Genomic DNA, 13,021 nt, shown 5'->3' with positions numbered 1-13,021 from the left:
CTTTATTTAAGCATAGATTCCCTGCGGATGATATATCCTTTCTCAATCGGCTTGGTTGTTTTAAGGTATTGGACCTTGCCATGGTCTGCTTGGTGCACTGAGATGTAGTCAGCATCAAGCAATGTAAATCCTTCGTCCACAATCTTCGGTACATTTTTGCCGATATACTCAATCTTCATCGTGTCCTTGATCTGGTTTTTCAGGTCCAACGCATAGATACCCTCAGAGACTTTTTCTCCGATAAAACCACAGAACAGATAGGTCCTCTCGTAACCTTTCTCTGTGCTCTTGTCTATGGACTCTCCCATGACCGGATCAACTGGTCCATGACCAAAGAAAAATCCAGTAGAATACTCACGGTGACTGATGTTGAATAGGTCTTCACGGTACGCTTTCCAACTGTCATCCCCTGTACTCAGACTATCCAGGGCTTTTCGATACGCCCTTGTGACTACAGCAACATAGTAGCTGCTCTTCATCCTGCCTTCAATCTTCAGGGAATCTACACCGGCATCTATGAGTTCTCTTAAATGATCGATCATACATAGATCTTTGCTGGAGAGTATGGTGGTGTACCCATCTTCTTCAGCAATAGGGTAGTAGACACCACTTCGTTTCTCTTCCTCCAAGGCTAATGCTCCACTTTTTAGAACATCCTCGATTGCATCGGTGGTCGCCAGGCGATAGTTCCACCTACAGGTATGACTGCAGTCGCCTTGGTTAGCGCTTCTCCCTGACAAATGGCTGGAGAGCAGGCATCTTCCCGAATAGGCCATACACATGGCCCCATGTACGAACACTTCCAGTTGCAGGTCAGGATTTGCATCCTTGATGCGTTTGATGTCATCGAGCGGAGTCTCCCTGCCCAGTATTACACGAGAGAAGCCCAGTTTTTGATATACTGCTGCACTGCTTGAGTTAGTACAGCTTGCTTGTGTGGAGAGGTGCAATTCTACACGCTCACCCAATGCATTCTGCAGAATAGGGACCAGCGCCAAGTCACTGATGATGAAAGCATCGAAAGGCCAAGCCCTGATGCTCTCCATCTGCTCCTTGAGAGAGGAAAGCTTCTGCTCATTAAAAATCATGTTAAAGGTTCCATACAAGCGTTTCCCGCTCGATTGTTTCAAGCGGGAAACCTCCTGTAAGTCTTTTTCTGTAAAGTTTCTTGCATTGGCACGCAAGGAGAAATCGCTGAGTCCCATATAGGCTGCGTCCGCACCATATTCAAATGCAAGACGCAGCTTCTCAAGGTTCCCTGCAGGGCTGAGTAACTCAACGCTCACGCAATGCCTCCCGCACCGCAAGAGCTACCGCCTTGCTGATTGTTTCCGCCTCGCTGGTGTTGGGAGGACTGAGAATTGGTTGCATCGCTTCACGTTTCTCGTCGTTTGGAAACGCGAGTGCAAGAACCTCTTCAATGGTGCCAACCAGATGGAAGTTGATTCCTTTGGTGACTTGCTCATCCAACTTGTCCAGATCACGCTTGTTGAACTGCGGGATGATGATATCTTTGATCTTGTTCCGTTTGGCCGCAAGAACCTTCTCCTTCAACCCTCCGATCGGCATGACCTTTCCCTTCAGACTCAATTCACCGGTCATGGCCAAATTAGGTGCGATTACCTGGTTTGTGACCAAGGAGTACAGAGCTACAGTCATGGTAATTCCAGCCGATGGCCCATCCTTCGGAGTCGCTCCTTCAGGCACATGGAGATGGATTGAGTTGTGCTCAAACCAACTTGGATCAATCTTACGCTCCAAAGCGTGGGCTTTGACCCAGGTGTGGGCAATACTGACCGATTCCTGCATCACTTCCCCAAGCTGGCCAGTGAGTTTGATTTCTCCCTTGCCAGGGGTGTTCTGTGCTTCAATAATCAGGGTATCCCCTCCCATGCTCGTCCATGCAAGTCCGATGGCCATGCCTGGGCGATCTGCCTTGAGAATCTCATCCTCAACAAAGATGGGTTGCCCGAGCAACTCATACAACAATTTCTCGTTGATGGTTACCGGCAGGTTGGTTTCGGGGTTTTCTGTTAGCATAAGGGCAACCTTTCGGTTTATCTTATGCAAGGACTTCTCGAAGTTTCTTACCCCTGCTTCCCGTGCATACTCATCAGCAATCTTTCTGAGAATCTTGGATGGGTAGCGAATTTCGCTCTTGCTCAAACCGTGCTTGTCCAAGGATTTTGGTACTAGGTACTTCTTTCCAATGGCAAGTTTCTCATCACTGGTGTATCCAGCAAGCTGGATGATTTCCATACGGTCAAGCAAAGGACGAGGGATTGTCTCCAATGTATTTGCGGTAACAATGAACAGTACCTCGCTGACATCGAAGGGAATATCCAGATAGGTGTCCCTAAAAGCAGTATTCTGCTCAGGATCGAGTACCTCAAGCAGTGCACTGGCAGGGTCTCCTTGGTAGGAGACACCCATCTTGTCAATCTCATCGATAAGGAAGACCGGGTTCTTGCTCTTGGTGATTCTTAGGCCTTGGACGATTTTACCGGGCATTGCCCCAATGTACGTCCTCCGGTGTCCCTTGATCTCACTTTCGTCATTCATTCCACCGACGGAGAACCGGAAATACTCCTTCTTCAGAGCCCTGGCAATGGAAACACCCACGCTGGTCTTTCCGACGCCCGGAGGGCCAACAAGACAGATAATTGAACCCTTGGTGTCCTGCTTTTTCTTTCGTACTGCAAGGAATTCAAGGATTCGATCCTTTACATCCTTCATGCCATAATGGTCATGCTCAAGGATCTTTCGAGCACTTTCAATGCTGAAGTTTTCAGGTTTCGGCTCCTTCCAGGGAAGGTCACTGATGATTTCGAGATAGGTCCTGGTGAGGGAATATTCCGGACTGGATGGATCCATTCCTTCAAGTCGGTCCATTTCGCGGTCAACAGTCTCCTTCGCCTCCGCAGAGAGGGGAAGATTCTTGAACTTGTTTTTCAGTCGGTTGATCAAGTCAGTCTTGGGATTTGTAGAGATTCCCAATTCCTGCTGGATGGACTTCAGTTCTTCACGTAAGAAATATTCTCTTTGATTCTTCTCAATCTTCTGGTTCACCCGGGCTTGGATTTTTGCCTGCACCTGGGCGATATTTTGTTCGTTCTTGATAAATACCAAGACCTTTTCGATACGTCGCCGTACCACCAGGGTTTCAAGAATTTCCTGTTGTTGTTTGCGTTCAACATTCAAGATACTGGCAATGAAATCAGCCAATTTTCCCGGATGATCGATATTGACCATGTTCAACCGCATCTCTTCACTGAAGAGTTGGTTGTTCTTGGTCAGTTGTTTCATTTCTGTGAGCAGAAGACGCGTCCATGCGCGCAACTCTTCTTGCTCGTCCTCGATATCTTCAAGGTACTGAACCTCTGCGACCAGATAGGGCCCGCTCGGGTAGTACTGTTTGGTCTCAAACCGCTTCAGCGTTGAGATGAAGATACTGATTCCTCCATCGGGGAGTTTGATTTTCTTAACGATTTTGGCAACTGTCCCTATCGTATAGAGATTTTTCTCTGAGTACTCTTCTTCGTCATTGTCTTCTTTGACAAGCAAAAGTCCAAGGAAACCACCGTGCTTGATAGCCTGATTGACGATTTCGACATCTTGGTTGTCGGTAATCATCAACGGGGTGAATAGTCCTGGGAAAACCGGATTTCCAGTAACCGGGAGTATAAAAAGATTATTGGGAAGCAGTTGCTCAATCGGCATCAGTTCCTGTTCTGACATAGCGCCTCCAATATAGCAAATGTGTTCAGACGAGTGTGTAATTCGTCTGAATCAAAGGTACTCAATCTTTTTCTCAAAGGAAAGTCACTACTTTTGTTTTGCCATCCATTTTACCCCGAGGTAACAGAGAGGGGTGTCAAAGAGGGCAAAGAGTACCTTGAAAAGCCAATAGGGGATGATCAGAGAAAACACATAGGCAGCGGTAAATTTGGGTGTAAGATGGTAAAATGCGATGAACATGAAAATGACCGTATCGATGAATTGGCTGGTCATGGTACTCAAATTATTCCTGAGCCAAAGCATTTTCCCTTTGCTCAGCTTCTTAAATTGCAGGAAGATTGAGATGTCAATTGTCTGACTGATGGCAAAACTGATGAGGCTCGCTAAGCTCATACGCATGCTCATACCGAAAATCTGTTGGTACTGACTCTGCAAATCCCATGTCTCATGTGGCTTTACTTGTACAAAAATACCTGTTACCACAAACAGGATGATTAGCATGATAATGGAGTATCTTACGAAGAGGGAAGCATGTTGGTGACCTTTCACCTCTCCTATGATATCCGTAACCAAGAAGAGTACAGGCATGAAAAAGATGCCTACAGAAACTCGTACCCCAATGAGACTGATGATTTTGCTTCCAACTGTGTTGACTAGAATCATTCCTGTGATGTACAGGGCGAATAAAAAAAACTCTTTTTTGTCCAATGCTATTGTCTGTGTTTCCATGGGTTCCTCACTTAACGTTGCGCAAGTGTATCGGAAAGAATGCCCATGGGTCAAATCCCCATGAGAGGGAAATTACCGTGTAAAGTTGTTGCAATTTGTTGCACTCGTGCTATGATAAGGTGTGAACCATAGTTCCACATTAGAAGGAAGGATTGCATATGGAAAGTAAATTAATCGTCATCGCCATCGGGGGAAACTCCCTGATCGAGGACCCCAAGCATGTAACAGTAGCAGCCCAGTATGAGGCAGCACGTAAGACTGCCTCTCATATCGCGAAGTTGGTCAAGGCAGGCCACCGCGTTGTCATAGCGCATGGAAATGGACCACAAGTAGGTTTTATCCTGCTTCGTTCTGAATTCTCCCGCTCCATCCTCCATACCGTTCCTCTTGATAGCTGCGTTGCCGATACCCAGGGGTCAATTGGGTATCAGTTGCAAATGGCTTTGAAGAACGAATTCAACCGTATTCAAATGAATCCTCAGGTTGCTACCGTTGTCACGCAAGTAGAAGTATCGGATGACGATCCGTCATTCCAGAAACCGACCAAGCCAATTGGTTCCTTCATGAGCAAAGAAGATGCTCAATACCATATGGAGAAGGATGGTTGGATTTGCACAGAAGATGCAGGACGTGGCTACCGGCGTGTCGTTGCAAGCCCCAAACCAAAAGCCATTGTTGAGATTGACACTATTCGTACCATGCTGGAGAACCGCATTATTGTCATCGCGGGAGGTGGCGGTGGAATCCCAGTCGTGCGTGATGAGGATGGATATCTTTCTGGACGAGAAGCGGTCATCGACAAGGATCTGGCAGCAGCGCTGATGGCAAAGGAATTGAAGGCTGACCTATTCGTTATCTCTACTGCTGTGGAGAAAGTTTGTCTGAACTTCGGAAAACCCAACCAGAAGACACTCGACACTATTACTACCAAGGAAGCAGATCAGTACATCAGTGAAGGCCACTTCGCTCCTGGAAGTATGCTTCCCAAGGTGCAGGCAATCGTTGATTTTGTCCGTTCTACGGGCAATGAAGGGCTCATCACCGATCCAGAACATCTCTATGGTGCCCTATATGAGGGCAAGGGAACCAGGATTGTCCGCTAAGAAGCCCTATTTCAAAGACCGCCGCAGTGCTGTAATCAGTATTGCGGTGGTTGCATTTCTCCTAATACTTGCAGTCTTGGGCATTGACAACAACAATGTCAGACGGCTAAGCGGGTATCAGAAGCAGGCATCTCTTTCCCGAGCAACGGTAGAATCACAGATTTCCGAACGCTTCAGGTATGCAGCAACGCTTGCCTCATTGCTTGAGGAACGTGATTCCCTGCAACGTGTACTATCTGCTTTTGAGAATGCCGATACAGTTGAAAGACAGAGTGAGCTGTATCGTGAGCTGGAGAAGGAATTGGCAGTGTTGCAGAAGGAGCTCTATGCCGACCCTGCATACAACCTCTATTCGCCGTATTTCGAGAAGATGTATGAGATTGAACGTCAATTAATAGAATCGATAGCTGACTACAATCTCCAAGCAGATTTCTTTAACCGGCAAATCAAGGCATTCCCTGCCAATTTGGTTGCGAAAAGGCTTGCCCTAGTGGAACTATCGTCCTACGCTGTTTCGTCTGCTTTGAAAAGTCGACCCTGAGTAGAAGATTGGCAAGAGCAAGAGGATGATCCTCAGGTTATCCTGTACGAAGATTGCAGGAAGGATGAGTCTCCCCACTAAAAGAGTCACCATTACTAAGACTGAGAAGGAGAGTACCTTTGAGGTCTCTTTTTTATGAAAGAGAAAGGTGAATGCCGGAATGAAAAGCAACGGATGGACGAAGAGGATGTTTAGATTGTAGTAGGTCATGTCCATGTCTGAGAAACTCATCATAAACAGCAGGAGTGAACCCAAAACCGCCATAACAAACAGTATAAGAGCAAGGAGCAATCCTTTGAACTTGGGATGTTTTCTTCCGAGAGCCAAGAGAAGAACCCCAATGGCAAGTCCACTGAGTCCGTATGCCCAGTCATAGGATACTGGATTTTCAGGTACCGTAAACCTAATTCCAAGATCTTTCGTGTCCTGCAGAATTTCCTCAGTGATGGCAAGCTTCGTACCATCGGGATACGTGAAATCAAGTACCGACTGATGCAGTGCTTCAGGAAGATACATCTCATCATAGCGATTCAGTCTTTCGTCAATGGTCTTCCCCTGCAAGAAATCGAGCGCCCAAAAGATCAGGGGGTTGTGAATCATGTTCTGCATCGCAGAATCTCTCAATGTGGTGTCTGTAGGGCTGTTTTCTGCCCAGCTCTGGAAGGCTCCCCCCGTTGCAGCATTGATGATGTCACGAATACGCGTGGAACAGTTGTCATAGTAGAAATGATAGAGATACGTTGAATACTCACTTTGAATGTTCTTCTGCAAGAAGGAGATGAGAGCAAACTTTGCCTCCTTGGGGAAGGAGAGCTCGATCAACTTGACATCACGAACCTCATCGATTGCTTCTTGGATCCTCCAGGTAGCCTCACTCGCTACCACATAGTAGTACATTCTTCCTAAAGCAAAGTTAAGGTAGAAGTGTGGTTGATCAGGATCAAAAATGCCCCAATCATACATGACCTTGCTTCCCGATGGCTGTGTGATGACCAATGCACTATGGCCGAACCAAGCGTACAGTGGGTCTCCCGGCCCAATCGTGAGCAGGTGTATCGTTGTCTGGTCGATCCAGGCTTCCTGATTCGGAGCAAGTTCCTTGGAAAAATCGACACCAGACAACTCCTCGACACTGTCAAAGGGTTGTTCAATTTCCCTTGGATGGATGCTCAATGCCATAAGAGGAACCAGCAGCACCAGGAGTATGAGGCAGAGGATGATTCGTTTCACTCGACAAATATACCACAGAGTGCCGACTCTTCCAACCAGTTGATTTTTTACCTTGTTCACTCTACTCTTGCCGATGGAGGGCCCATGGAGCGCAATGTATCGTCTTTGGCCATTGTGTTGCACAGTCAACGGTACGGCCAGTTGAATAGGCGGCTGAAATTATTGACGGTGGACTTTGGTATTATCGATGTGTTGAGTTATGGAGCTCAGAAGTCTCTCAAATCGGTTAAGGCTGAAGTATTTACCGATGGGCAGTTTTTTTTGTACTACAATCCAGTCAAAAAGGACTATACGCTCAAGGATGTCACCGTCCTTGCTACCCACGATGAACTGAGGGAGTCCCTGCACCCTACCTATGCGGCCTTGTTTTTCTGTGAATTACTCCTGAGAGTGCATGGTGGGGAGAGTACTGATGAATATCGATTGCTCTCTCAGGCGTTGGACCATCTGAGCAGCATGCCCCAGAAGACAGACCTCGTTATTATCCAGTTCGTACATCAGCTTAGCGATTTGGTTGGATTGCGTGCAGACTTCTCGCGGTGCCCCATCTGTGACCGACCCTATGGAAGTAACGAGGTTGTGAGCTTTTCAACGAGTCTGCTTGCTCATTGCTGTGAAGCTTGTGCCAGTCTCGATGCAGATCTATTACTCCCTCCTGGAGCCCGCAGGTATCTTGAGGTGACCTCATCCATGGGCTTCGAACAGAGTCTGCAGGTTCCGCTCAGCGATGCTGCCACGCTACGGATCAAGCGATATCTTTTGCGGTACGCGCAGATGATTGGCCAGGGGGTGCTCAAAACACTTGCTTCTCCCATTTTGTGGGAGGCGTCAAGTACCTGAATGTGTATACTTATGTGAAAGGTTGTTATATATGGTTTGGAAAAAATCTCCTATTTTGTCTCAGGACATCCGCCGTCTACATGAGCAGTATGGCTTGGATGTCATTAGTTCCTCAATTCTTGCTAGACGAGGCTTGACCGGCCGAGAGCAGATTAAGTTTTATTTGGAGAGTGAGCTCTCCTATCTCCATAATCCGTTCCTTTTCGATGATATGGAAGAGGTGGTGGATCGAATCAATGAAGCGGTTACTGAAGGAGAGAAGGTCTGTGTATTCGGGGATCGTGATGTTGATGGCATCACCAGCACAGCTTTGTTGGTGCAGGAGCTTCGTGCTTTGTCACTGGATGTCAGCTATAAGCTTCCCGATGGTGATGAGCCGTATGGGCTTACCATGGAAGGTGTAGACCTTGTTTCGCAACAGAATGTCACTCTGATCATCACCGTGGATTGTGGTATTTCAAATTTTGATGAGATTGCGTACGCACATAGTCTGGGAATCGATACAATTGTCCTTGATCACCACATCAGTGGGGAGAGATTACCTCCCGCACTGGCCATCATTGACCCGAAAGTTCCCGGTAGTGAATATCCCTTCGAGCATCTTGCAGGATGTGGTGTTGTTGCAAAAGTAATCTGGGCACTTAGATTCAGCAAGACTGATTTCTACCGAGAGGAGTGTATCTTGTTGCATGCGCAGCCTGGCCATGACACCGTAATTATCCAGGCTGTGAGAATTGAGAACCTTCTGGTAGTAGATCGCGTGATCGAAGAGATCAATCCTGGTCTGATTGATGTGGGCAAGAGCAAAGCTCTTGCATTCCTCTCATCGGCTCTTCCCATTATGGTGCTCGATGCTGCAGCAGAACTTGCCCAGCTCCGGCTGGCCTTCGGCAAAAAAATAGATATCCATCTTGTTGATATGCGCAGTGAAATGGAAGCAGTCCTTCCGGTGGTAAAAGGGAAGGGGCTGTTTGCCCTTTCCAATATCAGCAGGGCTGTACGCTATTCACCCCATGGAAAGGATGAGTTGCAGGTTCTCTACACACTCTTCATCGCATACTGTATGAAGCGATATCCTTCCCTTGATGCTGAGTATGAATCGGTACTTGATTTGGTAGCCATAGGTACGGTTGCAGACTTAATGCCGATGGAGAATGAAAACCGTATTCTTGTGAAGCGTGGGCTCAAGGTACTTGCGCAAGGTCGCAGGAAGAACCTGCTTCCGCTTTTTTCCATGCAGAACCTGATGGGAAAACAGCTCTCAACGAGCGATATCTCATGGCAGATCAGCCCGGTAATCAATGCATCTGGAAGGATGGGGAAGCCGACGGTTGCTTTGGAAATGTTGCTTGCAGAAGATTTGTACGAAGCAGAATCCTTGGCAGGAGAATTGATCAAACTGAACAAGGAACGACAAAAACTAGGGGAAGATGCTTGGGAGCGGATGAAAAGCAGTGCACAAGAGAGCTTTGAAGCATCGGGAAGCAAGTTGGTCTTGGTTGAGGACAGCACCCTTTCAAGGGGCATTACTGGTTTGATGGCAAGTCGTTTGCTCAGGCAGTACAATGCGCCAGCCATCGTCCTTGCAACAGTGGATGAGACGAGGGTTTCCGCTTCGATGCGCAGCCCTGATCATTTTGATGCTCGTGAGTTCCTCTCTCGTTTCAGTGATCTATTTCAGGACTTTGGAGGGCATACCTGTGCAGGTGGGTTTTCTATGGATGTCGAACATCTTGTGGAATTCAAGAAGCGTGTCGCTGATGAGATCGATACCATGGATTGCATGATCGATGAGACAGAAGATGAATTGGTCATCGATGTAACGCTACCAGATATCTATATGACACCCAATATCATCAAGGTAGTGGAATTCTTTGAGCCGTATGGCGAAAAGAACCCCCCACTGGTGTTGATGATGGAGGGAGCCCAAATAGAGGATATCCAATTCATGAACAACAAGGGTGGTAGTGTTCAGCATGTTAAGTTGACCCTGGCATTCGGGCAGTACAAATGGCCGGCATTGTTCTGGCGTGCTGGAGACCGTGTGGGAAGTGATTTCGACAAGGGAGACCGTGTCAATGTTGCGTTTCGATTGGGAAGAAATTATTTTCGAAATCAGGAAAGTCTGCAATTGACCATTTTGGACTTGAAGCGAACCGAATAATCTCTTGGGTGTACTTGACATGTACTGTATATTTATTGCAATCTACTCTACGTCAAGCTGAACCCAGTAATCGGGAAGGGGGGTGATTTTATATATGGCATTTGTAAAAGTAGATGACAATGAACCTCTTGAGAAATCCATCAAGCGTTTCAAGCGCATGGTTGAGAAAGAGGGGATTATCCGCGAATGGAAAAAGCGGGAGTACTTTGAGAAGCCCTCCACTATCCTCAACAGGAAAAAGAAAGCGCTTGCGCGCAAGCAGATGAAGAAGGTGCGGAAACTGCACGGCTCAAAGAACTACTAGAACACCAAACCGTCGGCATGCCCGGCGGTTTTTTCATATGACTATCGCTAATGAAAGGTATCAATACCCCAGGGCAAGCCCTGGACTCAGGAGGCGTTGCCTCCTTTACCGCCCCAAGGGACGGGGTATTTCACCTTGCTTTCCCGGCACTCGTTCGGGAGAGGGGCCATCATGCTGATTCCTTTCCTCTCGCTCCGTTGGGGAATAAAAACCTATATCAATTATAGAATTCTTTTAATTCTTCCTATTCAGAAAGATTTTATGGGAAATTTTCTTTATCCGTCAAAAAATGTAAATTAAATTAGACAAAATGGTGGTTTCTGGTGTACAATTCTTCTAGTAGAAAGTCACGGGGAGACGCAACCCCGAAAAATACGCTATAGAGAGAGGAACGTACAACTATGCTAATTCTCATTTCTGACGCCTTTGATGATGTGCTGGCAGAGAAACTGACCACATTTGGAGAGGTCACAACAGACAAGAGCCGCCTTGGAGAGGCGCATGTTGTTCTGGTACGGAGCAAGACCAAATGTACCAAGGACTATATTGATCAGGCACCTAACCTGAAGGTTATCATTCGCGGTGGTGTCGGTATAGACAACATCGACAAGGCATATGCAGAGAGCAAGGGCATTGTGGTTCGGAATACCCCAAAATCATCAGCAATTGCGGTTGCTGAATTGGCTTTTGCACTGATGCTCAGCACCCCCTGCAACCTTGTAGCCTATCATAATGGAATGAAGAATGGGCAATGGCTCAAGAGTATGAAGAGAACCGAGCTCTACGGAAAAACACTCTGTCTATTTGGTATCGGTAATATTGCTCGCAAGGTTGCTGAACGTGCGAAAGCATTCGGTATGAACGTAGTAGCCTATGACAAGTATGTAAAGGACAGCGACGCAGCGGAGATGAAAAAAACTCCCGAGGAAGCAGTGAAGGATGCTGATTACATCTCTCTGCATCTTCCTCTTACCGATGAGACTGAGGGCATGGTCTGCAGAACATTGCTAGCCCATTGTTCCAAAAAGCCAGTCATCATCAATACTGGCCGTGCAGGCTGTGTTCAGGAGGATGATATGGTTTCCATGCTTGAAGATGGAACGGTCAGTTGGTATTGCACAGATGTCTGGCCAACCGATCCTCCTGCAGAGGACTATCCCATTCTCAAGGCTGAACGTGTGACCCTTACCCCGCATGTCGGGGCCAATAGTGTGGAGAATCTTGCCCGTATTGGTGATGAAGCCTATGAAATTCTGGATGGATTGAAGAAGGAAGGAGTAATCTGATGGAACGGAAGAAAAACTATTTTGCAGGTCCCTCGGTAATGCCTGTAGAGGTATTGGAGAAACTCAAGGAAGATATGGTCGATTTCAAGGGACAAGGATTGTCTATGATCGAGGCCAGTCACCGTGGTGGTATGTTTGAAGAGATGTACGACCAGTGTCTTGCTCTTTTCAGGGAACTGCTGGGCATCAGTGATGAGTATGATGTGTATTTCCTGGGTGGTGGAGCTACCCTGCAGTTCACCATGATCCCCATGAACTTCCTGCGTCCAGGAAGTGTTGCCGATTACATCCGAAGTGGTACCTGGTCAAACAAGGCAGCTGATGATGCCGAGAAGCTTGGAAAGGTCAATTACTATTATGATGGAAAGGCTAACAATTATTCCAGTCTTCCTGATCCTAAAACAGTGAAGCCGAGCGAGAATTCCAGTTATCTCTATCTCTGCTCCAATGAGACGATTGGAGGAATTGAGTGGCAGGATTTCCCCGATACTGGTTCCGTACCCTTGATCGGCGATATGTCCAGCGATATTTTCAGTCGTCCAATTCCTGTTGATTCGTTTTCTATGATCTATGGAGGGGTGCAGAAGAATCTTGGTCCTGCAGGCGCTACCTTTATTATCATGAAAAAGTCCCTGCTGGAAAAGCAGAATTCCAACCTCACCGCATATATGGACTACAAACTGCATAGCAAGAACAAAGGGTTGTACAATACCCCTCCTGTGTTCTCCATCTGGGCAGTGAAGCTGGTTCTTGAGTGGATCAAGGCTAACGGTGGAACAGAAGGTATGTTGAAGCGTGCCATTGAAAAGAGCAGTATCATCTATGATACCATTGACAACTCCTCCTTCTTCCGTAGCCCTGTAGACGCTGCATACCGCTCCAGAATGAATATCGTTTTCCGTCTGCCCAATGAGGAGCTGGAAGCTAAGTTCGTCGAAGAATCAAAGAAGGAAGGCATGCTTGGCCTCAAGGGCCACCGTTCCGTTGGTGGGCTTAGGGCTAGTATTTACAATGCACTTCCTGTCGAAGATGTTGTGGCTCTTGCCCAGTTCATGAAGGAATTCGAAAGGAAAAACGGGTGACAGC

The 13,021-nt window shown here is 47.1% G+C and carries 12 protein-coding genes; 8 read left to right on the top strand and 4 right to left on the bottom strand.

All coding sequences use genetic code 11. The features are described from left to right. Window positions 1-2: 2 nt before the first annotated feature. The 3 genes from DYP60_RS05925 to DYP60_RS05915 all read right to left on the bottom strand — a co-directional run bounded on the left by DYP60_RS05925 (window position 3) and on the right by DYP60_RS05915 (window position 4,467). Entirely contained in the window at window positions 3-1,286 is a 1,284-nt protein-coding gene (locus DYP60_RS05925) for a U32 family peptidase (protein ID WP_206363113.1), read from the bottom strand. Next, the gene (gene lon / locus DYP60_RS05920; protein ID WP_117329970.1) at window positions 1,276-3,738 is read right to left on the bottom strand and encodes an endopeptidase La; all 2,463 of its coding nucleotides are present in this window, start codon (window positions 3,736-3,738) and stop codon (window positions 1,276-1,278) included. Before lon ends, DYP60_RS05925 begins: the two co-directional genes overlap by 11 nt. A gap of 87 nt (window positions 3,739-3,825) precedes the next feature. Continuing rightward, window positions 3,826-4,467, bottom strand: coding sequence for a queuosine precursor transporter (locus DYP60_RS05915; RefSeq protein ID WP_117329969.1), 642 nt, complete (start codon window positions 4,465-4,467; stop codon window positions 3,826-3,828). A gap of 158 nt (window positions 4,468-4,625) precedes the next feature. On the opposite strand from DYP60_RS05915, the gene arcC reads away from it, so the two are divergent. Both arcC and DYP60_RS05905 read left to right on the top strand, forming a co-directional pair. Beyond that, on the top strand, window positions 4,626-5,570 hold the full coding sequence (gene arcC / locus DYP60_RS05910; protein ID WP_117329968.1) for a carbamate kinase: 945 nt from the start codon (window positions 4,626-4,628) through the stop codon (window positions 5,568-5,570). After that, window positions 5,539-6,111, top strand: a complete 573-nt coding sequence (locus DYP60_RS05905) for a hypothetical protein (protein WP_165849518.1) — start codon at window positions 5,539-5,541, stop codon at window positions 6,109-6,111. Before arcC ends, DYP60_RS05905 begins: the two co-directional genes overlap by 32 nt. On the opposite strand, the gene DYP60_RS05900 is transcribed toward DYP60_RS05905, so the two are convergent. Further along, window positions 6,067-7,341, bottom strand: a complete 1,275-nt coding sequence (locus DYP60_RS05900; protein ID WP_133299295.1) for an Lnb N-terminal periplasmic domain-containing protein — start codon at window positions 7,339-7,341, stop codon at window positions 6,067-6,069. The genes DYP60_RS05905 and DYP60_RS05900 overlap by 45 nt on opposite strands. Window positions 7,342-7,425: 84 nt before the next feature. Here DYP60_RS05900 and recO point away from each other — a divergent pair, with 84 nt between their 5' ends. From recO to serC, 6 genes are all read left to right on the top strand, one after another. Beyond that, window positions 7,426-8,181, top strand: a complete 756-nt coding sequence (recO, locus tag DYP60_RS05895; RefSeq protein WP_117329965.1) for a DNA repair protein RecO — start codon at window positions 7,426-7,428, stop codon at window positions 8,179-8,181. 31 nt (window positions 8,182-8,212) lie between these two features. Next, window positions 8,213-10,345, top strand: coding sequence for a single-stranded-DNA-specific exonuclease RecJ (recJ, locus tag DYP60_RS05890; RefSeq protein WP_117329964.1), 2,133 nt, complete (start codon window positions 8,213-8,215; stop codon window positions 10,343-10,345). 94 nt (window positions 10,346-10,439) lie between these two features. Then, window positions 10,440-10,649, top strand: a complete 210-nt coding sequence (gene rpsU, locus DYP60_RS05885; protein WP_117329963.1) for a 30S ribosomal protein S21 — start codon at window positions 10,440-10,442, stop codon at window positions 10,647-10,649. 50 nt (window positions 10,650-10,699) lie between these two features. Continuing rightward, entirely contained in the window at window positions 10,700-10,876 is a 177-nt protein-coding gene (locus DYP60_RS14180) for a hypothetical protein (protein WP_160525346.1), read from the top strand. Between the two features lie 174 nt (window positions 10,877-11,050). Then, complete coding sequence (locus DYP60_RS05880; protein WP_117329962.1) at window positions 11,051-11,935, top strand: NAD(P)-dependent oxidoreductase; 885 nt, start codon at window positions 11,051-11,053, stop codon at window positions 11,933-11,935. Next, complete coding sequence (serC, locus tag DYP60_RS05875; RefSeq protein WP_117329961.1) at window positions 11,935-13,017, top strand: 3-phosphoserine/phosphohydroxythreonine transaminase; 1,083 nt, start codon at window positions 11,935-11,937, stop codon at window positions 13,015-13,017. Before DYP60_RS05880 ends, serC begins: the two co-directional genes overlap by 1 nt. The last annotated feature ends 4 nt before the right edge of the window (window positions 13,018-13,021 follow it).

This window comes from Sphaerochaeta halotolerans (assembly GCF_003429665.1).
GTDB classification, from domain to species: Bacteria; Spirochaetota; Spirochaetia; order Sphaerochaetales; family Sphaerochaetaceae; genus Sphaerochaeta; species Sphaerochaeta halotolerans.
This window is presented reverse-complemented; position numbering and strand designations above follow the sequence as displayed.

What these genes read in the sequence shown, in the direction of transcription:
- DYP60_RS14180 (WP_160525346.1), top strand. Translation starts at nt 10,700, where the DNA reads ATGAAAGGTATCAATACCCCAGGGCAAGCCCTGGACTCAGGAGGCGTT.
- DYP60_RS05905 (WP_165849518.1), top strand. Translation starts at nt 5,539, where the DNA reads ATGAGGGCAAGGGAACCAGGATTGTCCGCTAAGAAGCCCTATTTCAAA.
- DYP60_RS05915 (WP_117329969.1), bottom strand. Translation starts at nt 4,467, where the DNA reads ATGGAAACACAGACAATAGCATTGGACAAAAAAGAGTTTTTTTTATTC.
- rpsU (WP_117329963.1), top strand. Translation starts at nt 10,440, where the DNA reads ATGGCATTTGTAAAAGTAGATGACAATGAACCTCTTGAGAAATCCATC.
- recO (WP_117329965.1), top strand. Translation starts at nt 7,426, where the DNA reads ATGGAGCGCAATGTATCGTCTTTGGCCATTGTGTTGCACAGTCAACGG.
- serC (WP_117329961.1), top strand. Translation starts at nt 11,935, where the DNA reads ATGGAACGGAAGAAAAACTATTTTGCAGGTCCCTCGGTAATGCCTGTA.
- lon (WP_117329970.1), bottom strand. Translation starts at nt 3,738, where the DNA reads ATGTCAGAACAGGAACTGATGCCGATTGAGCAACTGCTTCCCAATAAT.
- arcC (WP_117329968.1), top strand. Translation starts at nt 4,626, where the DNA reads ATGGAAAGTAAATTAATCGTCATCGCCATCGGGGGAAACTCCCTGATC.
- recJ (WP_117329964.1), top strand. Translation starts at nt 8,213, where the DNA reads ATGGTTTGGAAAAAATCTCCTATTTTGTCTCAGGACATCCGCCGTCTA.
- DYP60_RS05880 (WP_117329962.1), top strand. Translation starts at nt 11,051, where the DNA reads ATGCTAATTCTCATTTCTGACGCCTTTGATGATGTGCTGGCAGAGAAA.